General features: G+C 42.2%; 21 protein-coding genes. 5 read left to right on the top strand and 16 right to left on the bottom strand.

Translation table 11 applies throughout. The features are described from left to right. Nucleotides 1–4 precede the first annotated feature (4 nt). The 9 genes from rapZ to hprK all read right to left on the bottom strand — a co-directional run bounded on the left by rapZ (nt 5) and on the right by hprK (nt 8,176). Nucleotides 5–892 carry an RNase adapter RapZ gene (gene rapZ, locus Q7P97_RS03135; protein WP_303966466.1) on the bottom strand — a complete coding sequence of 296 codons (888 nt, stop codon included), beginning with the start codon at nt 890–892 and terminating at the stop codon, nt 5–7. 5 nt (nt 893–897) lie between these two features. Beyond that, nucleotides 898–1,374 carry an 8-oxo-dGTP diphosphatase gene (locus Q7P97_RS03130; RefSeq protein WP_085426969.1) on the bottom strand — a complete coding sequence of 159 codons (477 nt, stop codon included), beginning with the start codon at nt 1,372–1,374 and terminating at the stop codon, nt 898–900. Nucleotides 1,375–1,578: 204 nt separating this feature from the next. Then, nucleotides 1,579–2,532 carry a thioredoxin-disulfide reductase gene (gene trxB, locus Q7P97_RS03125; protein WP_085426970.1) on the bottom strand — a complete coding sequence of 318 codons (954 nt, stop codon included), beginning with the start codon at nt 2,530–2,532 and terminating at the stop codon, nt 1,579–1,581. Between the two features lie 149 nt (nt 2,533–2,681). Further along, complete coding sequence (locus Q7P97_RS03120; protein ID WP_303966460.1) at nt 2,682–4,205, bottom strand: tetratricopeptide repeat protein; 1,524 nt, start codon at nt 4,203–4,205, stop codon at nt 2,682–2,684. Between the two features lie 88 nt (nt 4,206–4,293). Continuing rightward, nucleotides 4,294–4,815: an acyltransferase gene (locus Q7P97_RS03115; protein ID WP_303966457.1), complete on the bottom strand. Its 522-nt coding sequence runs from the start codon at nt 4,813–4,815 to the stop codon at nt 4,294–4,296. Then, nucleotides 4,812–5,468, bottom strand: coding sequence for a pyrophosphatase PpaX (gene ppaX / locus Q7P97_RS03110; protein WP_303966454.1), 657 nt, complete (start codon nt 5,466–5,468; stop codon nt 4,812–4,814). The genes Q7P97_RS03115 and ppaX overlap by 4 nt, the downstream gene beginning before the upstream one ends. Further along, nucleotides 5,461–6,420 carry a nucleoside recognition domain-containing protein gene (locus Q7P97_RS03105; RefSeq protein ID WP_303966451.1) on the bottom strand — a complete coding sequence of 320 codons (960 nt, stop codon included), beginning with the start codon at nt 6,418–6,420 and terminating at the stop codon, nt 5,461–5,463. The genes ppaX and Q7P97_RS03105 overlap by 8 nt, the downstream gene beginning before the upstream one ends. Then, nucleotides 6,404–7,225: a prolipoprotein diacylglyceryl transferase gene (gene lgt, locus Q7P97_RS03100; protein WP_303966447.1), complete on the bottom strand. Its 822-nt coding sequence runs from the start codon at nt 7,223–7,225 to the stop codon at nt 6,404–6,406. The genes Q7P97_RS03105 and lgt overlap by 17 nt, the downstream gene beginning before the upstream one ends. Continuing rightward, nucleotides 7,226–8,176 (bottom strand): HPr(Ser) kinase/phosphatase, encoded by a 951-nt coding sequence (gene hprK, locus Q7P97_RS03095; RefSeq protein ID WP_303966445.1) that lies wholly within the window; start codon nt 8,174–8,176, stop codon nt 7,226–7,228. A 202-nt stretch (nt 8,177–8,378) separates the two neighbouring features. Between hprK and Q7P97_RS03090 the strand changes: the two genes are divergently transcribed. Further along, nucleotides 8,379–8,930, top strand: coding sequence for an N-acetylmuramoyl-L-alanine amidase family protein (locus Q7P97_RS03090; protein WP_369684310.1), 552 nt, complete (start codon nt 8,379–8,381; stop codon nt 8,928–8,930). Between the two features lie 502 nt (nt 8,931–9,432). Here Q7P97_RS03090 and Q7P97_RS03085 read toward each other — a convergent pair. The 6 genes from Q7P97_RS03085 to Q7P97_RS03060 form a co-directional block, all read right to left on the bottom strand. Further along, nucleotides 9,433–10,524 (bottom strand): DUF4097 family beta strand repeat-containing protein, encoded by a 1,092-nt coding sequence (locus Q7P97_RS03085; RefSeq protein WP_303966442.1) that lies wholly within the window; start codon nt 10,522–10,524, stop codon nt 9,433–9,435. A gap of 80 nt (nt 10,525–10,604) precedes the next feature. Beyond that, complete coding sequence (gene uvrA, locus Q7P97_RS03080) at nt 10,605–13,472, bottom strand: excinuclease ABC subunit UvrA (protein WP_303966439.1); 2,868 nt, start codon at nt 13,470–13,472, stop codon at nt 10,605–10,607. A gap of 7 nt (nt 13,473–13,479) precedes the next feature. Continuing rightward, nucleotides 13,480–15,462: an excinuclease ABC subunit UvrB gene (uvrB, locus tag Q7P97_RS03075; RefSeq protein WP_303966436.1), complete on the bottom strand. Its 1,983-nt coding sequence runs from the start codon at nt 15,460–15,462 to the stop codon at nt 13,480–13,482. 208 nt (nt 15,463–15,670) lie between these two features. Continuing rightward, complete coding sequence (locus Q7P97_RS03070) at nt 15,671–15,928, bottom strand: IDEAL domain-containing protein (RefSeq protein ID WP_303966433.1); 258 nt, start codon at nt 15,926–15,928, stop codon at nt 15,671–15,673. 205 nt (nt 15,929–16,133) lie between these two features. After that, a complete protein-coding gene (locus Q7P97_RS03065; protein WP_303966430.1) occupies nt 16,134–17,345 on the bottom strand; it encodes an ABC transporter permease in 1,212 nt (403 codons plus the stop codon). Next, entirely contained in the window at nt 17,329–18,075 is a 747-nt protein-coding gene (locus Q7P97_RS03060) for an ABC transporter ATP-binding protein (RefSeq protein WP_085426981.1), read from the bottom strand. The genes Q7P97_RS03065 and Q7P97_RS03060 overlap by 17 nt, the downstream gene beginning before the upstream one ends. Nucleotides 18,076–18,196: 121 nt before the next feature. Here Q7P97_RS03060 and Q7P97_RS03055 point away from each other — a divergent pair, with 121 nt between their 5' ends. The 4 genes from Q7P97_RS03055 (at nt 18,197) to Q7P97_RS03040 (ending at nt 20,202) form a co-directional block, all read left to right on the top strand. Further along, complete coding sequence (locus tag Q7P97_RS03055) at nt 18,197–18,622, top strand: HIT family protein (RefSeq protein WP_099625569.1); 426 nt, start codon at nt 18,197–18,199, stop codon at nt 18,620–18,622. 196 nt (nt 18,623–18,818) lie between these two features. Beyond that, on the top strand, nt 18,819–19,175 hold the full coding sequence (locus Q7P97_RS03050) for a YtxH domain-containing protein (RefSeq protein WP_303966422.1): 357 nt from the start codon (nt 18,819–18,821) through the stop codon (nt 19,173–19,175). Between the two features lie 191 nt (nt 19,176–19,366). Continuing rightward, nucleotides 19,367–19,930, top strand: a complete 564-nt coding sequence (locus Q7P97_RS03045; RefSeq protein ID WP_099625568.1) for an HTH-type transcriptional regulator Hpr — start codon at nt 19,367–19,369, stop codon at nt 19,928–19,930. Between the two features lie 86 nt (nt 19,931–20,016). Further along, nucleotides 20,017–20,202 carry a hypothetical protein gene (locus Q7P97_RS03040; protein WP_029054118.1) on the top strand — a complete coding sequence of 62 codons (186 nt, stop codon included), beginning with the start codon at nt 20,017–20,019 and terminating at the stop codon, nt 20,200–20,202. A gap of 43 nt (nt 20,203–20,245) precedes the next feature. Here Q7P97_RS03040 and Q7P97_RS03035 read toward each other — a convergent pair whose 3' ends face one another. Next, nucleotides 20,246–20,347: a YjcZ family sporulation protein gene (locus Q7P97_RS03035; protein ID WP_099625567.1), complete on the bottom strand. Its 102-nt coding sequence runs from the start codon at nt 20,345–20,347 to the stop codon at nt 20,246–20,248. Nucleotides 20,348–20,385: the final 38 nt, after the last annotated feature.

The raw sequence follows: 20,385 nt of genomic DNA, 5'->3' as shown, positions 1-20,385 counted from the left end.
TATGTCAACCCTTTCTTTTTTCAACATCCCGATGCGATACGTATGTCGGGTAGTCCTCTTTAAAGACGCCTTTAAAGTATTCAGCAAGTGTAACAGAACGGTGTTGACCGCCTGTACAGCCGAATGCAATGACCGCTTGACCTTTACCCTCTTGTTTATACTGGGGTATTAAAAACTTGAATAAATCTGTTAGTTTTTCGATTAATTCTTTCGTATCTGCCCACTTCAACACGTAATCTGATACCTCGTGATTCAGACCTGTCAACGGACGCAATTCTTCTAAGTAGAACGGATTCGGTAAAAACCGTACGTCAAATACAACATCTGCATCGATCGGCATACCATGCTTAAATCCAAACGACACGAAATTTAATGTAAATTTCGGCTCACCTGCTTCAGAAAATTCACGTGAAATTTTCTCGCGCAATTGCTTTGGCTTTAATTTCGATGTATCGATAATCGAACGCGAAAGTCCTTTTAATTCAGTTAGCAAATGACGCTCTTTGCGAATTCCTTCGAGTAACACGCCACCTTCAGACAATGGGTGTGATCTGCGTGTTTCTTTATAGCGTTTCACAAGTGTTTCGTCATCTGAATCCAAGAATAACAAACTTGTTTTCACATCTTCCATTTTGAACAATCCGTCGAGTGCGGCAATCAAAGAATCAAATAAACTTCCACCGCGTGTATCCATCACGGCTGCAATCCGTCTCATTTGATTATCCGATTTCATCATCAAATCCAGGAACGTCACAAATAGTTCCGGTGGCAAGTTGTCTATGCAATAGAATCCCATATCTTCAAAGCATTGCATAGCGACTGTCTTACCTGCACCTGACATTCCTGTAATTATTACGACTTCATATTCATTTACCGCTTGTGGCTGATCCATAAATGTTATTCACCTTCCGTCGATTGTTGAAGCGACTCCCGCAAGAAGCGGAATTGCTCTGTATAATAGAACGTTCCATACTGCGTACCTTTTTGACTGACTGCAAAGAGAAGATTCTTGCGGTCTCCTTCTGCCATTGGCAATGTATGCAAACTATCCAGTGGATGCCATTCCAGTTCACCTTCTACGGTGGTCTTCAATAATTCTCCAGAATAATCATGGGCAACAAATGTGAAGAGCAACCATTCATTCAGTAATTCTTTCCCTTCATCATCCATAATCATCATCGTATATACGCCTTTTAAATGTGGTGCGATAGCGTGCGCTCCGGTTTCTTCAAGAAACTCCCGACTAGCTGCTTCATAAACAGACTCACCTTCATCGATTTTTCCACCCGGTGCCACATACCAACCGCGTCTTGGCTTCTTCAGTAAAAGGACTTGACCGTCTTTCACCACGAGCAAATTAGCAATTTTTTGCATATGTAGTTCCCCACTTTTCAAGTATGTAGTTATAGTATACAATGCTTTCAATGAAAACGATAAAAAAAGGTGACTATTCACGGAAGTTTATACCGCAAATAGCCACAAAGTTGCTATATTATGAAAAGGGGGTCTTTCTTCTTTCTATTATCCCCCATCTATATTGCAAGACGATTACATATACGTTACGATTTCATGACCCGTTTATGCTTTCGCTTCTACTTCCTCCATCAACTCTTCAATGTACTTCTGAGCTGCTTGAGCTGCAATACTTCCGTCTCCTGTAGCTGTCACGACTTGACGCAATAATTTCTCGCGCACATCGCCCGCAGCAAAGATACCCGGAATTTTTGTTTCCATAATGTCATTTGTTTCAATATAGCCGTTTTCATCCAAAATGCCAAGATCTTTGAAAGGCTCAGTGATTGGGTCTAATCCGATATAAACGAACATACCTTCAGTTTCCATCTCACGTTCAGAACCGTCTTCAGTAGAAACTAGCGTGATGGAACCAATCTTACCGTCTTTTTCATTTACTTGCTTAACCGTTGAATTCCAAATGAAATCAATCTTTTCATTCGCAAACGCACGCTCTTGAACGATCTTTTGTGCACGTAATGTATCGCGACGGTGGATAATCGTTACTTTATTAGCAAAACGCGTTAAATATGAACCTTCTTCTACCGCAGAGTCACCGCCACCAATTACGACGATATCTTTGTTACGGAAGAATGCTCCGTCACATACCGCACAATAACTTACGCCACGGCCAGTTAGTTCTTCTTCACCCGGTACACCGATCTTGCGGTATTCTGCACCCGTAGTTAAAATAACTGCACGTGCTTTATAACTCTTCTCGCCTACATGAACCGTTTTGAATTCACGGCCGTCTTCGATTTTCGTTACATCCCCGTAAGCATATTCAGCTCCGAAACGTTTCGCATGATCGAACATTTTAGTCGAGATGTCCGGACCTAAAATACTTTCAAATCCAGGATAGTTCTCAATTTCTTCGGTATTGGCCATTTGACCGCCTGGCAAGCCTCTTTCTAGCATCAATGTAGACATATTTCCACGTGATGTATAGACAGCTGCTGTCATCCCTGCTGGTCCTGCCCCGACTACGATTACGTCATATACCTTTTCTTCCATTGTCATAGTGATTTTCCTCCTTCAAAGTACGCATCCCTTGGTCTTCATTGACTTCACCAAAGATTTTATCTGGCTCGCAGATAAAACTATCGCTATATAAAATCGTACGAGAAATACACTTGAATATCAACTTAAATGCAACATCTGTTTGATACTTAATCCTTTGTTTGTGGCAAGAATTCGATCAGTTCCTGAATATACTTCGAAAGTGTTGCAACAGAGACACTATAATTTTCTGCAATAGACTTTTTTGTCACTTTTTCAAAGTGTGCAGTTTGGAACATATAATCCACAGCCGCAGCGAGTGCATCTACATTACTGAACGCATATTTCTTTTCCAGTGCATTTTCACATAACGTAAACCACATTTGAAATAGCTGTACGCCTTCTTCATCCAGCGGTTTATACTCTTCATACAATACATCACAAATCGCCAAAGCTTTTTTCAATGCTTTTTCAAACGAATTGCTCGCCTTGAATGAATACTCTAAGCTGTGCGCTAAGAAAAGTTGTTCTGCGGCACTCAACTTTTCAACATCTATATAGCCTGGATGCGAAAGGATCTCTTGTAAATGTGAAGATTTTCCTAGCAAGTATAGTCCGAACATTCTCTCGCTGCGATAAGGATTTGAGACTTTCTCGATCAAGAACGGAACATCTTCTTCATAGGAATCCGCGTCCAACTCTTCGTCCAGTGATTTCCAAGGTTCGAATCCTTCTTTCGTCGGATCCAGTTTCAGCAAGGCTTCATTGGCTTGCTCCGCCACTTTACGATGACCTGTAAAATAAGCAGCATTCGCTAGCCAGAAGTAATACCCTACATCCCCTTCAAATCCACGTTTTTGCAGACTACGGAGCCAGTGATACGCTTCCTCATAACGACCTGTCAGCGCAAACGTCGCACCCAGCTTATAACGCTGTTCGAACTGATAAGGTTTAATCTTCGACAAAAGCTCCATCATGCTTTTCAGACGCTCTTCATCTCGGTTGTAATAAAAGAACACAGCCAAGTTGCAAAGCGCGTGGATATTACCTTTCTCTTCACGCAACACATCATATAATATTTCCTCTGCGTGCTTCTCTTTACCAATATAGAAATACGCTAGCGCCAAATTATTATGGACAGCCCACGTTTTGGGATAATCCGCGAGTAAATCTTCTAGCACTTCAATCGCTTCTTCAAAATCACCTTGCTCCATCATACGTCGCGCTTTTTCTTGCATGAATACTACTGCGCCATCAAGTTGTTCGCCTTCTTCGACGAACATTTCTTCTTGATCAGCGAACTCAGATATTTCATGTGCTTCTTCCACGAATACGCCGTCTGGTGCCATACCAACATACTTCAATGCATATTGTTTCGCTTCACGTAATAAACCTAAATGTGCGTGAACTTCTGCTAAATAGAATGTCGTTTCTTCATTATTCGGATCTAGATCATCAGCCGTTTGCAGTAGCTCATATGCGTCTTCAAAACGTCCAACTTCCATAATGAATACACCATATTCCATATGTGTCAGTGCATCGTCTGGATTTAGATCTAGTGCACGTTTATAGTATTTTTCAGCGTCGGAAAATTGTTCTCGTTGCATAGCTTGCATAGCGCGTTTGCGATAAAAATCACCGTCAGGCAAAAATGATATAATTTTATCTTTTATAAATCGTTGGTTGTTTTTCAATCGAACTCCTCCGAAAAAGTAAGAGGAACGCACTTGACGTCCCCCTGCAATGTATCCTCTAGTATACCACAACTACTTAGCCCGTCATTCATTTGCTTTCACGCGTTGCACGTTCCGCCATTTGTTCGGCAGTATATATAATGCGCACTGGATTTCCACCAGCAAATGTACCAGCGGGAATATCCTTGTTCACGAGTGAGGCAGCGGAAACAATCGCACCATCGCCTATTTTGATGCCTGGCAAAATCGTCGTATTGGCTCCAATCAGCACATTATTACCTATTTCCACGTCACCAATTCGGTATTCATCAATCAAATATTCATGCGCTAAAATCGTCGTATTGAATCCAATGATGGAGTTTTCACCAACAGAAATTCGTTCCGGAAACATGACATCCGGAAGGACCATCAGCGCGAATGCCGTATGCTTCCCGACTTTCATCCGCAAGAACAATCGATAGAGAACATTTTTCCATGAAACAAACGGAGTGTACCGCGCAATCTGGATGACGATGAAATTCTTTGCTACTTTAAAAATCGAGACTGTCCGATAAATATGCCAAAGTGAATTTGCATCTCCTTTGGAGGGATGCCGCTCGGTGCGTCTCATAACTTGATTCCCGCAGTGACTTTCAGTAAATCGGACATATGCTGCAACATGTAGTCAGGTTTGAATGTCTGCAAATACTCTTCCCCTTTTAACGCCCATGCAACGGCCGCCGTTCGTACTCCTGCATTTTGGCCACCGAGTATGTCATGGAAGTTATCGCCAATCATCAGTGATTCTTCAGGTGTTCGCCCGAGACGTTCTAGTGCAAGCAATAATGGTTCGGGATCTGGTTTAGGCTTTGTCACATCATCCAGTCCAATCACGGTCTCAAAATAAGGCGTGATCCCAAGAAGATTGACCCCTCTTTCTACCATGTCGCGCTTTTTCGTCGAAACGACCGCCATCTTCAAACCTAGATCATATAATTTGCGGAGTGTGTCTGTCACGCCTTCGAATTCCGTTACATAGTCATCATGATGAGCTAAATTCCATTCACGATATTCATTGATCAATTGGTCGGTCATATCAGGCGCAATCGAGGAAAACGTATCATGTAACGTAGGTCCAATAAACGGCAACATCTCTTCCCGTCCGAAACGTCCAGGGAAATGCTTCTCAAGGACATGTTCAAAAGAAGAGAGTATTAACTCATTTGTGTTAGCAAGCGTTCCATCAAAATCAAATAATAATGTAGTAATCGGTTGATTAGTCAATAACAGCTTCCCCCTTCTCTTTCGGCTGTTTCCATAGAATACTCACTGAAATAGTCAGTACAATGGCAGTTACAAGCCGGATGATCAATAATGGCCAAATTGGTATACCCAGTGGTAGGAATAACAGTGTATCCTCAATCACCGCATGGCATGCCATCAAGAATATAAAAGCTAATGTAATATCCCGTTTTGATACGCCGTCTTCCTGCACTGCTTGAATCATGACCCCAGCTCCATATGCCAAGCCAATCAATAATCCCGCAACGAGTGTCATCGACGCATTCGGCTTTACACCGATCAATTTCGTAAACGGTGCCAAACCATTCGAAAAACGCTCCAAATAATTACGGTCTTTCACATATTGCACAAACAACATGAGCGGAATAACGATCAACGCCAGTTGCAACACGCCAAATGCAGCCTTTTCAAGTCCCAGCAAGAATATTTGTAAAAATCCTTCAGGCAAGACTTCCGCTTGTGGCGTCAGACCGTATTGCGCGATTTCATTGCCTCCTGTCCAAAACAGATTAATGAGTACACCCGCCAGCACAGCCAATCCAAGTCGTACGACGAGCACCAGCCATAGCTTAACGCCCACTTTTATGGCGACAGCTGTTTCAATGAACAGATTATGCGCAAAACTAATCATGACTGCGATGATAAATACTTCTTTAACTGTTAATTCTAATGAAATGACACCGGCAATTCCAGCGTATAAGTTTAATGCGTTCCCAAGCACGAGCGGCACGGCTGCTTCACCGCGTAAACCGAAAAGATGCATAATAGGTTCAACTAACTGCACAAGCCAAGGTAAAATGGGTGTGAACTGCAAGATGGTCACGAGTAATGTAATAGGGAAAATAATCTTACCGAGTGACCATGTCGTTTTCAGTCCAACTTGCAAACCGTCTTTCAACGTACTGGATAACGCAATATTACTTTTGTTTGTCATTATAGTTCTCTTTTACTTTCATTACATACCTGCGATACAGCAAGATTGCGATCCCTATGACAACTCCTGCTACAGATACTAACTGCGCTGCACGTAAACTGCCGATCACATAGAGACTATCCGTCCGCATTCCTTCAATGAAGAATCGGCCGATTGAGTACCAGATGACGTAAAACAAGAATACTTCTCCACGTTTCATCTTCAGCATTCTTCGGATCACTAAAATCAAAACGAGTCCAACTACATTCCATAACGATTCATACAAGAATGTTGGATGATACGTGATCCCATCAATCGTCATTTGATTCATAATCCAATCAGGAATGATCGTACTTTCTTTAAACGCTTCTGAAACCGGTCCGCCATGAGCTTCCTGATTCATGAAGTTACCCCAGCGACCGATAATTTGTCCAATCAATAAGCCAGGTGCCGTAATATCTGCAACTTTCCAAAACGACACGCCGCGCTTTCTACAGAAAATCACAGCTGTAATGACTGCACCGATCAACGCACCGTGGATCGCAATTCCACCATTCCAAATTTGAATGATTTGCTCTGGATGATCCCGATAATAATCCCATGTGAAAATAACATAGTAAATTCGTGCACTAATGATGGAAATGGGGATTGCCCAAATGAGCATGTCCGTTAGTAAGTCAGGGTGCATTCCCCGCTTCAGCATTTCTCTTTGCACAATCATAAACCCTAAAATAATTCCGAGCGCGATCAAAATACCGTACCAGCGAACTTCTATGCTGCCAATACTGATCGCGACTGGGTTAATCGCTAGCATGGATACATTCACTTAGTCGCGCCCCTCTTCTTCTAATAGTTCCGCATTGTCTGCGATCGCTTGATCCAAACGCTTGGTAAATTCTTCTGCAGCATTAATTCCAAGACGTTTCATTCGATAATCCATCGCTGCTACTTCAATGATGACGGCGATATTCCGTCCAGGTCTTACCGGAACGGACAATTTCGTAATTTGCGAATCGAGGATCTCTACTTTCTCTTCATCGATCCCGAGACGGTCATAATGCTTCTTATCATCCCAAATCTCTAAATCGACCGCTAATAATACACGCTTATCATCTTTCACCGAACTCGCACCAAACAACGTCATCAAGTCAATAATACCGACACCGCGAATTTCCAGCATATGCTTCAACAGTTTCGGTGACGTTCCGATCAAGATGTTATCGGATACTTGACGAATCTCGACCGAATCATCCGCTACTAATCTATGCCCTTTTTTAATGAGTTCTAACGCCGTTTCACTTTTCCCTACTCCGCTACCACCCGTGATTAAAACTCCGACACCATACACATCGACTAGCACGCCATGAACTGTCGTCATCGGAGCAAGTTGTCCGACCAAGTAGTTCGTCAGCATACCCGAAAACTGTGTCGTCTTATAATCCGTCCGCAGAACAGGAATATTTTTCTCCTCTGCCAATTGGCTCAACTCTTTCGGACCTTCTTCACCATGAGCAATAATGAATGCTGGCGTATCGCTCGAACAAAGTCGCTCCAAACGTTTTCTGCGCGTGATAGCTGGTAAAGTTTCCAGGAAAGACATCTCCTTACGCCCGATCAACTGCACACGTTCCGCAGGATAATAATCAAAATAACCAGCCATTTCAAGTCCTGGCCGTGAAATATCACTCATTAGGATTTGCTTATGAATGCCATCGTGTCCAGCAATCAATTCCAATCCAAAACGATTCATAATATCTTCTACTGTTAATCCAACCATGAAATCCCTCACTCTCTGCTACAATGAATAAACTCTTTAAGTCACTGCTGAATCATCATTTTCTTTACTTATGTAGCTATCATTCAACCCATTTTACCATGAAGGAAACGAAAAGAAATGGATTACTCCTTGTTCTATACATCCTTTTTGTATCCTTTTCAAAAGTCTTCTCTATATAGAGGATAAAGGAGAGTGGATAGAATTGACACTAATTATTCTCGACGCAGGTCACGGACCAGATACACCCGGTAAACGCACACCTGACGGAAAGCTGCGTGAGTATCATTTTAATTCGGCAGTAGCTGCACTTGTCTGTGGACTTTTAACGAAGGAAGGTATGACGGTGAAGTATACGCATGACTCTTCACGCGACGTACCGTTAAGCGAACGAACGACTTCAGCGAATCAAATGAAAGCAGACGCATTTATCTCAATCCACGCAAATGCATTCGGCAATGGCTGGCACACAGCACAAGGAATTGAAACATATATTTATCCACAAGCCAGCAAAAGTTCCGCAACGCTCGCTTCAGTCGTGCAAAAATCCTTAATCTCTGCTTGCCAGCGTCCCGACCGCGGCGTAAAAAGGGCCAACTTCGCAGTCTTACGCGACACGAATATGCCTGCAATTCTAGTAGAGTGCGGCTTCATGTCGAACCAGACAGAAGCCGTGTTATTGCAAAGCAAAGCCTATCAACACCAATGCGCACGGGCTATCGCTTTTGGGATTTTGTGTTGGGAGTATGCGCGGTGAACGTTGCTGGGATGGGGGGCAGGGCTATGAGCGGATAGGGCGTGGCTTAGAGCGGTCGCGCGTCTGTATAGAGCAGATACAAGACGCGATAGAGCGGATAAACCCGTGGATAGAGCGCTCGCGCGGATGCATAGAGCGGTTAACGAGATTCACTGAGCGACAGCAAGCGTCTCCCACTCGAGGATCAAAGATAGATGGCGCGGCGCATAGTTTGCGTGAATACTCAGTGTCACACCGCGAGCTTAGAGCGGTCGCATGGCTTAATAGAGCGGATAACGTGTCGCTATGAGCGAATACAAGACGCGATAGAGCGGATCACTTCATGGATAGAGCGGTCGCGCGGATGCATAGAGCGCTTAAACGAATTCATTGAGCATAGCCCCATGCCCGCCCATGTCTTCTCCCCTACCTCCCCACATTCCCATCACCACTCACTAAACACATAAACAAAAAAACACCTGCCCAGCCACGAAAATGGCCATGCAGGTGTTTACTTATTCTATCAACCCATATCAACAGAGTTATAGCGAACCATAACAGTGCCTGTCTTAGACTCGCCCGTAACATGTAGCGGCTCTTTCGTCTCGTCTTCTCCACTCTTGCTGAAACGAATAGTGCGGTGCAAGAACTGCTCTTGCTCCTCTACACGCGATACATCCTTCAACTGCAAGTCGAGCTTACCCATGTTGGAAGTAATCTCTCCTTTAACACCTAAAGTAGATGGGAAGTAAATTTCCACTGTACCGCTAATCGACTTCGCTTCCATTCTCTTGGCTTCAGTAGAAGAAGTCGTCAACGTCACATTGCCATTGAGAGATTTCGCATCTATATCTGTGATAGCGCCATCTACATAGACACGGCCGTTCAATGTCTCGGCTTCCAGCTTTTCACCCGTCACTTTCAACATACGGATCATACCGTTTGCCGTTTCGAGCTCCGCTTCATGGAATGTAGTATCAGCACACTCGATTTTCCCATTCGCTGTTTTAATTCGTAGATCTTTGAAATCCACACCTTCAGCAGAACATCCGCCATTCAACAAACGTACAGATAGTTTACGATACGGTGTTGTAGCCGGTACGTATAAATGAACATTCACTTGCAGCATCTTCAAATCGCTACCGATGCGTAGCTTGTCGCCATCTTTTACAAACAATAATTTTTCAAGGAACTGACTAAGTGCGCCTGCTTCTGAATCGTTATTGAAATGCTTCACGGAAAACTTCGCCGTGACCTCATCATTGTCTGAAGGATGAATTTCCACATTACCATGATCGATATGGATGATGATTTCTTCGATGTCTTCTGCAGATTTACTTTCTGTATGCGTGAAGGAAACCGACTTGCTGAATGGTGCTTCGAAATCGAATTCTTTCACACGGTGTACAGCCGTATCCATAAATTGCATGAAGCGGTCACCTGCTGTGACGAATTCTTTGCGGATATCTTCGAAGAAAGCATCAGCTGATGAACTCTCTTCTGCTGTTCCTTGTTCAGATTCTTTACCCATGGCTTCCAGTAATCTCAATGCTTCATCAGCCGTGATTTTACCATCTTCTAGCAACGTAAGTATTCGTATGCGTTCATTTTGCATTTCCGGATTCCTCCTTATTTTGAACAATCTTTTCAGTACCTATCTATTTATACGGTTCTGCGGAGTAAAAGTTTCATTTTCTATTTTTTTACTACTTGTTTAATTTGTTCCTTCATTCGATTTCGATCTCTATCTAAAATCGGCTTCAAATATTTCCCTGTGTAAGACTCTTTCACTTCAGCTATTTCTTCCGGTGTTCCTGTCGCAACAATTTCTCCACCTTTGTCTCCGCCTTCCGGACCGATATCGATTATATAATCAACTGTCTTAATGACATCCAGATTATGCTCAATGACGAGAACCGTATTTCCTCCGTCAACTAGACGTTGAAGCACTTCAAGTAATTTGGATATGTCATGTACATGCAAGCCTGTTGTCGGCTCGTCTAGAATATAGAATGATTTGCCCATGGAACGTTTATGCAGTTCGGAAGCGAGTTTTACACGTTGGGCTTCCCCACCAGATAATGTCGTCGCCGGTTGGCCTAATTGTACATAGCCTAGCCCGACATCAACAATCGTTTGTAGTTTACGATTGATTTTCGGAATGTTTTCGAAAAATACTACCGCATCTTCCACTGTCATCGCTAGTACGTCTGCAATATTCTTACCTTTATACTTCACTTCAAGTGTTTCGCGGTTATAGCGTTTGCCGTGACATACTTCGCACGGTACATACACGTCAGGAAGGAAATGCATTTCAATCTTAATGATTCCGTCTCCACGGCATGCTTCACATCGTCCACCTTTGACGTTGAAACTAAAGCGACCTTTTTTATAGCCGCGTACTTTGGCTTCATTCGTCATCGCAAACACATCACGAATATCGTCAAAGACTCCTGTATAAGTAGCCGGGTTTGAACGTGGTGTACGCCCAATTGGTGATTGATCAATATCAATGATCTTCTCTAAATGTTCTACACCACTGATACTATCGAACTTTCCAGGCTTCTGTTTGGATCGATTTAATTTTTGAGCCAACGTCTTATGCAAAATATCATTGACCAATGTACTCTTACCTGAACCCGAGACCCCAGTGACCGCGATAAATTGACCGAGTGGGAACTCTGCATCAATATGCTTCAAGTTATTCTCCGCAGCCCCTTTAACGATAATACTGCGTTCATCGCGTGATCTACGTTCAATCGGAAGTGGGATGAATCTCTTTCCACTCAAATATTGACCCGTCAAGGATTTCTTGTTTTTCATCACTTTCGCAGGTGTACCCGCAGCGATTACTTCTCCGCCCGCCACTCCAGCGCCAGGACCAATATCAATTAAATAATCTGCAGCCATCATCGTGTCCTCGTCATGTTCTACAACGATTAGCGTATTCCCAATATCGCGCATACTTTGCAACGTGCCGATTAATCGATCATTATCTCGTTGATGTAGGCCGATGGAAGGTTCGTCAAGTATATAAAGAACGCCTGTCAACCGGGATCCGATTTGTGTAGCCAAACGAATACGCTGTGCTTCTCCACCAGATAATGTACCCGCTGAACGAGATAAATTTAGATAATCGAGTCCGACGTTCACTAAAAAGCCTAGACGCTCCTGGATTTCTTTCAGAATCATGTCGGCAATCTGCGTATCTTTTTCGGAAAGTGTTAATTGGTCAAAGAACTTCGTCGTTTCAACAATTGAACGTTCCGTGATCTTCCCGATATGCTGACCATCTACTAACACCGAAAGGGATTCCGGTTTTAAGCGGTAGCCCGTACATGTCGGACAGGATTTTTCCGCCATATACTTACCCATCTGCTCGCGTATATAGTCTGATGATGTCTCATGATAACGACGTTCCACGTTACGCAATACACCTTCAAAATAAATGTCGCTGTCGCGTGTATTTCCAAATTCATTCGTATAGCGGAATCGTATTTTTTCCTTTTTGGATCCCAGCATTAGTTTTTCAATATCCGAGTCGGCTAGCTCACTGACAGGTACATCCATTGGAATTTTATAATGCTTGGCAATCGTCTTGAGCAACTCTGGATAATACTGAGAACTCGTTGGCTCCCATGGCGCAATGGCGTGTTCTTTTAACGTCAACTCACTGTTAGGAATAACTAAATCAGGGTCTACTTCAAGCTTCATTCCAAGCCCATCACATTCAGGACATGCACCGAACGGACTGTTGAATGAAAACATACGCGGTTCAAGTTCACCGATAGAAAATCCACAAATAGGACATGCGTGATGTTCACTGAAAAACAATTCTTCTTCACCGATTACATCTACAAGAACATTGCCGTCCGCAAGGCGTAATGCAGATTCCAATGAATCACTAAGCCGTGTTTCGACGCCTTCTTTCATGACGATTCGGTCAATGACGATTTCAATCGTATGTTTTTTGTTTTTATCCAAGTCTATATGATCATCCAGATCAATCGTTTCGCCGTTAACGCGGACACGTACATAACCTTGTTTCTTTATATCTTCGAATAGTTTAGCGTGCGTTCCTTTACGTTCTGAAATAATAGGCGCCAAAATTTGAATTCTAGTACGCTCAGGCAACTCGATTACGCGATCCACCATCTGCTGAATCGTTTGCGTAGAGATTTCAATGCCGTGATACGGACAATGCGGTTTCCCAACCCTCGCGTATAACAACCGCAAGTAGTCATAGATTTCCGTAACGGTCCCTACAGTCGAACGAGGATTTTTGCTAGTTGTCTTTTGGTCTATAGAAATCGCCGGTGACAATCCTTCTATAGAATCCACGTCCGGCTTGTCCATCTGTCCAAGGAACTGGCGAGCATATGCGGATAATGATTCTACATAGCGGCGTTGTCCTTCCGCATAGATTGTATCAAAAGCCAGTGAAGACTTTCCTGAGCCCGATAGGCCCGTGAGCACGACCAATTTATCGCGCGGAATCTTCACCGTTATGTCTTTTAGGTTATTCGCTCGCGCTCCCTGTATTATAAGTTCTTTATTTTTCATGCGGACTCTACCTTTCTGCTTTCAGTTCTATTACAGTGTCGCGTAGCTCTGCAGCTCTTTCGAAGTCCAAAGCTTTCGCTGCCTCTTTCATTTCTTTTTCCAATTTGATTAGCAGTAAGCCTTTCTCGTCTTTCGAAAGTCTCTTGCCGTTCGTTACTTTCTGCAAATAAGATTCCGTTTCTTCAGCTACTTGAGTTGCACGGATCAATTCGCGGATTGGTTTGACGATAGTTGTCGGTGTGACTCCGTGTTCTATATTATAAGCCTTTTGAATTTCACGACGACGCTCTGTTTCATCAATGGCTTTCTTCATTGAATCTGTCATTTTATCCGCGTACATAATAACGCGTCCTTCAGAGTTACGTGCTGCTCGACCGATCGTCTGAATCAATGCACGTTCTGAACGCAAGAATCCTTCTTTGTCTGCATCCAAAATCGTGACCAATGAAACTTCCGGAATATCGATACCTTCACGTAATAAGTTGATCCCGATGAGTACATCGTACGTTCCGACACGCAGTTCACGAATAATTTCTGTCCGTTCAAGTGTCTTGACGTCAGAATGGAGATATTGAACTTTAATCCCGATATCCTTCAGGTAATCCGTCAAGTCTTCTGACATTTTTTTCGTCAGTGTCGTAATCAACACCCGTTCGTTTCGCTCGATCCGAAGATTTATTTCATCCAGTAAATCATCAATTTGTCCTTCAATCGGTCGAACTTCAATGATAGGATCAAGTAATCCTGTTGGACGAATAATCTGTTCAATCATTTTATCTGTATGCTCTATTTCATAAGGTCCTGGGGTTGCGGAAATATACATCGCTTGTTTAATATGTTTTTCAAATTCCTCAAACATTAATGGGCGATTATCCAAAGCCGATGGTAAACGGAAACCGTGTTCCACCAAAACTTTTTTACGCGCTTGGTCCCCGTTGTACATACCGCGGATTTGCGGTAGGGAGACGTGGCTTTCATCTACGACGATCAAGAAGTCGTCAGGGAAATAGTCTAGAAGTGTATAAGGGGTTGCGCCTGCTTCACGCAATGTCAAATGTCTAGAATAGTTTTCAATACCCGAACAGAAGCCCATCTCGCGCATCATTTCCAAATCATAGCGCGTTCGTTGCTCTAGGCGCTGCGCTTCCAATAACTTATCGTTATCACGTAAATATTTAAGTTGTTCTTCCAACTCAATTTCAATATTTTCAATCGCTTTTAATAACTTCTCTTCGCGCGTAACGAAGTGGGATCCTGGGAAAATAGCGACATGATCACGATCACCGATGACTTCACCTGTTAAGGCATCAACTTCACGGATCCTTTCGATTTCATCGCCAAAGAATTCAAGACGTATACAACGCTCATCTCGTGCTACAGGGAAGACCTCGACTACATCCCCTCTGACACGGAATGTACCACGTGTGAAATTGATATCATTACGTTCGTACTGGATGTCCACTAGCGTGCGCAACAATTGATTACGCGGTATTTCCATCCCTTTACGTAATGAAAAGACCATGTCATTATATTCTTCTGGAGAACCGAGACCGTAAATACACGATACGGATGCAACAATGAGTACATCATTTCGTTCGAATAAAGCACTGGTCGCTGAGTGACGAAGTTTATCGATTTCATCATTGATTGATGAATCCTTCTCAATGAATGTATCTGTCTGCGGAACATATGCTTCCGGTTGATAAAAGTCATAGAAGCTGACAAAGTATTCTACTGCATTATCTGGGAAAAACTCTTTGAACTCACTATATAATTGGCCAGCCAACGTTTTATTATGGGCAATGACCAGTGTAGGTTTATTAATTTCTGTCAGTACATTGGAAACCGTAAATGTTTTACCTGTTCCTGTTGCACCGAGTAAGGTTTGATGTTTCTTACCTTCTTTTATGCCGTTAACAAGGCTGGCGATCGCTTTTGGCTGATCTCCTTGCGGCGTATATGGTGCCTGCAATTGAAATGTTTCGTTCAAATGGTTCCACTCCTCTTCTTAAACACCTGTCCTTCTATTTTACCACACCTCGTGTTTTTTCTAAAGAAATAACGAACGTACGTTTTAAGCTAACTCTCTATGTACTTTATTGTACCCTTGTACTTTGTGAAAGAAACTTACAGCTATGACATTCTATACAATAAAAAAACACTGCCAGGATTTCGCCTTAGCAGTGCCTATGCATACATTATTTTGTTTTAAGTTCATATCCTTGTTCTTGTGAAATATCGAGTAATTGTTGTGTATACAGGTCGAATGCGTCTTTGTCATTTTGATCTAGCGCATCATCAATCAACGTCATGATTCGCGCTTGCGTTTGTTCCCAATGAATGTGTTGTAGAAACAGATCCCAATAGATTTCATTCAGCAGCTTTTCCGCTTGGAGAGAAGTGCTGTTGTTACCTACCGCTTTCAAAAATTCAGCATATGAGTTGTTATTATTCATCTCTCTCACCCCTGATACCTTTTAGTAATTATATATGCAGTAGAATATGAATTGCAACCCTTAATCATACTATTCGAACTTTTGAATTACTTTCGTATAAATAGAAGAATATTGACTAGGTACATATATTCAAATAATTCTGTAAAAAATAAATAATTACTTGAAAACTATGTCTTACTAACACCATTTCATTTTACGCCTATCATCATATCTCTCTCACTTGCTCTTTCGTTAATTGAATCGTCGCTTCTCCTACAATCAATGCAACAACCGCAATCAAGACGGGTGTAACGCTTAAGCCATATAACGGCAAGGCCGCCAATAATAGAATAATCGCTTGTAACCAAATCAATTTTCTTACTAACGAACGAACCGCTTTGATTTGCGTTTTTTCCTGCATTTCAGGAAACAGCTGATCCATCGTGAATTCGACTCCGCCTTCGAGTGCCAAAATCAACTGAACGGCAGTCGCGAAGGCTAACGCCCCAACAAATATGAATGACACAATTGGCAATGGTATTAAAAACGCGCCCAATGCAGATAATGCCGTCAATCTTACCCACAACCAAAATGTATCATCTGTACGAATGAATGTCCGGGCAACCAAATAACTCTGCACATCTCTACGCTTAAACGTGGAACGTTTCATTGCAAATTTCAACCAGCTACGCTTACTCACCGATCCAACCAAATGTGGTACTTCCGTAAAATAATTCGCGAATCGATAAAAACGCATCATACGATTTTGTTCCAATTCAATAAACTGCTCATAGGGAAACGGATAGTGTGCTGCTTTTTTATCCCAAAACTTCGCATAGAGCATGGCGATCAAAATTCCAATGAAGATTGCCACTGGGCTCCATGTCAGTGCGAATTGAATCGTTAAAAATGTTAGAACTAGTCGAACAACACGATCCGGCCATACGAAATCATGATTGGCGATCCGAACACTGTATTCAGTCGCTACAAACAGTCCTTTAAAAGCAATAATCAGTAACATGACTAAAATATAATCCGTGCCAGTTCCTACTTCTGTCGCCTTTAATAAAGGCAATGCGACGACCATGGCGATTAGCGGCAATGGCAGTTGGGAAAATGTCGACCAAGTTTTCGAACGTTTCATATAGTTCGGCAATTGATTTTCCAATGGCAAGAAAAATACAATGTCTGCCGGCTTAAGCAAAGTAGTCGGCGCAGCCTTCATTAATAATAGGGCAATGACAACAGATATGATGAAGGCAGAAGGGAATGTGATGGGTACTCCCTTCAACCATTCACTGTACGCATAGCCCCCTGCCCCAATGGCAAACATGAAGACGATGGCCAAATGTCCTGTGAATACATAGCGCATATATTTCTGTAATTCATTGACATAATGGAAGAACCGCTGTCCCCAAATCTCATGCATGTTGTTCATGATCGGTTTCCTCAGTCATAGCAATATATAAATCATCCAGTGTGGCATCCGGTCGTCCGAACGCCTTGCGCAAGTCGTCCATCGTACCATTCGCACGCACCCGTCCTTCGTGCAACAGGATAATACGATCACAATATTTTTCAGCTGTAGCGAGCACATGTGTCGACATCAAAATAGAAGCGCCGGCATTTTTTCTCTCGATAATTTGATCAAGCAATGCACGAATCGCCAACGGATCCAACCCAACAAATGGCTCATCGATAATATATAGTTTCGGTTCTACGAGGAAAGCACACATGATCATGACTTTCTGTCGCATACCTTTGGAGAAGTGCGCTGGAAACCATTTCAAGCGCTTTTCCATACGGAACTCTTTTAGCAATTGTTCGGTACGGATTTCAAATTGCTGCTTGTCCAGACCGTATGCCATGGCAGTCAGTTCCAAATGTTCTTGTAATGTAAGTTCTTCGTATAACACGGGCGTCTCTGGAATATAACTGAATGATTGGCGGTAATGTTCTTTGTCACTAAATGTAGCGCCGTCAATTTTAATTATTCCTTCAAGCGGGTTCATAACACCTATAATATGTTTGATTGTTGTACTTTTACCTGCGCCATTCAGACCGATCAACCCGACCAATTCACCTTCTTCTATCTGAAATGAAAGGTCATGTAAAACGGGCTTGCGCGTATAACCACCTGTTACATGTTCTAGTTCTAGGATTGCCATTGTATTTCCTCCAATCTTCTTTTATTATTTTAGCAAAGAAATTGTAAAATTGCTTTATCCGCCTTCGTTAACTATCTGAAAATATGCTACAATACATCCAAACATGAAAGGAAGTGTAGAAATGACTTCATGTATTTTCTGCAAGATTGTAGAAGGAACGATTCCAGGAGAAAAAGTGTACGAAGATGAACATGTCATCGCCTTTATGGATATTATGCCGGTTACAAAAGGCCACGTACTTCTAATTCCGAAAACTCACCGTGAGAATTTGTATGAATTAACTGAAGATGAAGCAGGAAATCTATTTAAAGTAGCACCGAAAATTGCCAATGCTTTAAAAGAAGAGTTTCAGCCATGTGGCATGAACCTCTTGCAAAACAACGGATCCTTCGCAGGGCAGTCGGTTTATCATTTCCATATGCACTTAATTCCTCGTTATGATAAATCAGATGGTTTGAACGTAGAATTCCATACAAAAGTGGAGCAGTTCCCGATGGACGTAGTCTCTGAACTAGCGTCAAGTATTTCAAAACGCCTGCAACAATAACACACCGAGTAAGTAGAAAAGAAGTACACTGTATTTCTTTCTACTTCATTTGATAAAAACCTGCACTCGCTTCCACCTTTTCGCTCTTTTAGGTTGAAAAGCTTTTGATTGTATAATATTTCATTAATTTTCTTGCTCATATACGTAGTAACATGCTTTAATAAAATAATAACTATACAAAAGGAGTGTCGTCTACATGAAAGCGTCCACATTCTTTATTGGTCTGGCAGCTGGTGCTGTAACTTCTGCTATTACGGTTCTATATTCTACTCCAAAAGCGGGTAGCGAACTACGAGACAGCGTCAAAACTGCATCATTGGAACTGAAAGATAAGTTGAGAGATGTCAAAGGCCAAGTAGCAGATTTAAAAGATTCTGTGACAGATTTGTCTAAAGAAGCAAAGGAGCTTGTGCCAGAGACTGTCGAAGAAATGAAAGTTTCCGTAGCAGACTGGAAGCGCTCGACTGAGCACAACAAGAAGCGATTAGAGAAAGAAATTTCTGCCATTCAAAATGCATTGGATGATCTAGAGAAATCCATCGGAACTCGTTAATCTATTTCTCTTTCAGCGTCCATCCAGTACTTGCTAGTCAACGTGTGCATACCCACACGATACAAGCTATTAAAGAGCTGTATTACATGGGTATATACGCCTAGGTCTAATTATTTTATTATTCCGTCTTTTTTATTTGTTGCTTTTTTGGTATAATAAATAAAAAAGACTGACAGAAAGCAGGTGTCTCGATGGCAGAGCAAATCATTTCACGTAAAGATGCCATGATCTTCAATCAGCGCGTAGCCCAAATGTCCAAAGCATTATGGAAAGCTGTAGAGAAAGATTGGCAACAATGGATTAAACCGTATGACCTCAATATCAACGAACATCATATCTTATGGATCGCTTACCACCTTGAAGGCGCCACTATTTCAGATATCGCCAAGTTCGGAGTTATGCACGTCTCAACTGCTTTCAACTTCTCCAAGAAACTGGAACAACGTCAACTTCTATACTTTTCCAAAAAGGAAGACGATCGTCGCAATACATATGTGACGGTTTCAGAAGAAGGCAAAAAGTTACTCGTAGAGATGAACGCAAATTATCATAATGAAGATTACAGTGTTCTTCAAGGGTCTCTTCCAATTCGCGATATTTACGGGAAGTTCCCAGAATTTCTCGAGGTCATGTCTGTCTTACGTAATATTTATGGCGATGACTTTATGGATATTTTCGAACGCGGTTTTCAAAACATCGAGAAAACCTATGTCGACTCGAATGATTACCTAACAAAATCCCGAGTGGAGTCTTAACTACCTTCTCCATACAAGGTTTAGGTTTTTCCTTTTGCTCACAAATTCTGCTATGATAGTACAGAAGCAGAAAGAGGAGGTCTAAAATGGTTATAGCGATTACCATTCTATTTTCATTGTTCTACTTATATCAAATTAATAAAATGACATTTGCTCTTTGCCAATCTAGAGAGATTCCAGAAGAAAAGCAGCCTAAGATATATCGGACTGTAAACATTCTAATCACAATCCTCATTTTATCCTTATATGTAGAAGTATTCTTTAGCGCATAACACTATGTATTGCCCACCCCCATTGCTGGGGGCGGGCTTTTTTTTAGCACAAGTATGCAGCACCTACAATGATCAACAAAATGAATAACACAACAATTAAAGCAAAGCCTGATGATCCAGAACCGCCTTGAGTGTAACCGCTCATGGTGACACCCCCTTTCACATTCTATCCTATGCGAATGT

Source organism: Sporosarcina ureae (genome assembly GCF_029267015.1).
Classification (GTDB): Bacteria; Bacillota; Bacilli; order Bacillales_A; family Planococcaceae; genus Sporosarcina; species Sporosarcina ureae_D.
The sequence above is the reverse complement of the archived record's forward strand: the minus strand, read 5'-3'. Positions and strand labels throughout refer to the sequence as shown.

Bases quoted from the DNA above. Each gene is read 5' to 3' on its own strand.
- Q7P97_RS03105 (WP_303966451.1), bottom strand. From the start codon at position 6,420: ATGACAAACAAAAGTAATATTGCGTTATCCAGTACGTTGAAAGACGGT.
- uvrA (WP_303966439.1), bottom strand. From the start codon at position 13,472: ATGAAAAATAAAGAACTTATAATACAGGGAGCGCGAGCGAATAACCTA.
- Q7P97_RS03115 (WP_303966457.1), bottom strand. From the start codon at position 4,815: ATGAGACGCACCGAGCGGCATCCCTCCAAAGGAGATGCAAATTCACTT.
- Q7P97_RS03035 (WP_099625567.1), bottom strand. From the start codon at position 20,347: ATGAGCGGTTACACTCAAGGCGGTTCTGGATCATCAGGCTTTGCTTTA.
- Q7P97_RS03050 (WP_303966422.1), top strand. From the start codon at position 18,819: ATGAAAGCGTCCACATTCTTTATTGGTCTGGCAGCTGGTGCTGTAACT.
- Q7P97_RS03060 (WP_085426981.1), bottom strand. From the start codon at position 18,075: ATGGCAATCCTAGAACTAGAACATGTAACAGGTGGTTATACGCGCAAG.
- rapZ (WP_303966466.1), bottom strand. From the start codon at position 892: ATGGATCAGCCACAAGCGGTAAATGAATATGAAGTCGTAATAATTACA.
- hprK (WP_303966445.1), bottom strand. From the start codon at position 8,176: ATGGTTGGATTAACAGTAGAAGATATTATGAATCGTTTTGGATTGGAA.
- Q7P97_RS03130 (WP_085426969.1), bottom strand. From the start codon at position 1,374: ATGCAAAAAATTGCTAATTTGCTCGTGGTGAAAGACGGTCAAGTCCTT.
- Q7P97_RS03065 (WP_303966430.1), bottom strand. From the start codon at position 17,345: ATGAACAACATGCATGAGATTTGGGGACAGCGGTTCTTCCATTATGTC.
- Q7P97_RS03085 (WP_303966442.1), bottom strand. From the start codon at position 10,524: ATGCAAAATGAACGCATACGAATACTTACGTTGCTAGAAGATGGTAAA.
- Q7P97_RS03070 (WP_303966433.1), bottom strand. From the start codon at position 15,928: ATGAATAATAACAACTCATATGCTGAATTTTTGAAAGCGGTAGGTAAC.
- trxB (WP_085426970.1), bottom strand. From the start codon at position 2,532: ATGACAATGGAAGAAAAGGTATATGACGTAATCGTAGTCGGGGCAGGA.
- Q7P97_RS03040 (WP_029054118.1), top strand. From the start codon at position 20,017: ATGGTTATAGCGATTACCATTCTATTTTCATTGTTCTACTTATATCAA.
- Q7P97_RS03055 (WP_099625569.1), top strand. From the start codon at position 18,197: ATGACTTCATGTATTTTCTGCAAGATTGTAGAAGGAACGATTCCAGGA.
- Q7P97_RS03045 (WP_099625568.1), top strand. From the start codon at position 19,367: ATGGCAGAGCAAATCATTTCACGTAAAGATGCCATGATCTTCAATCAG.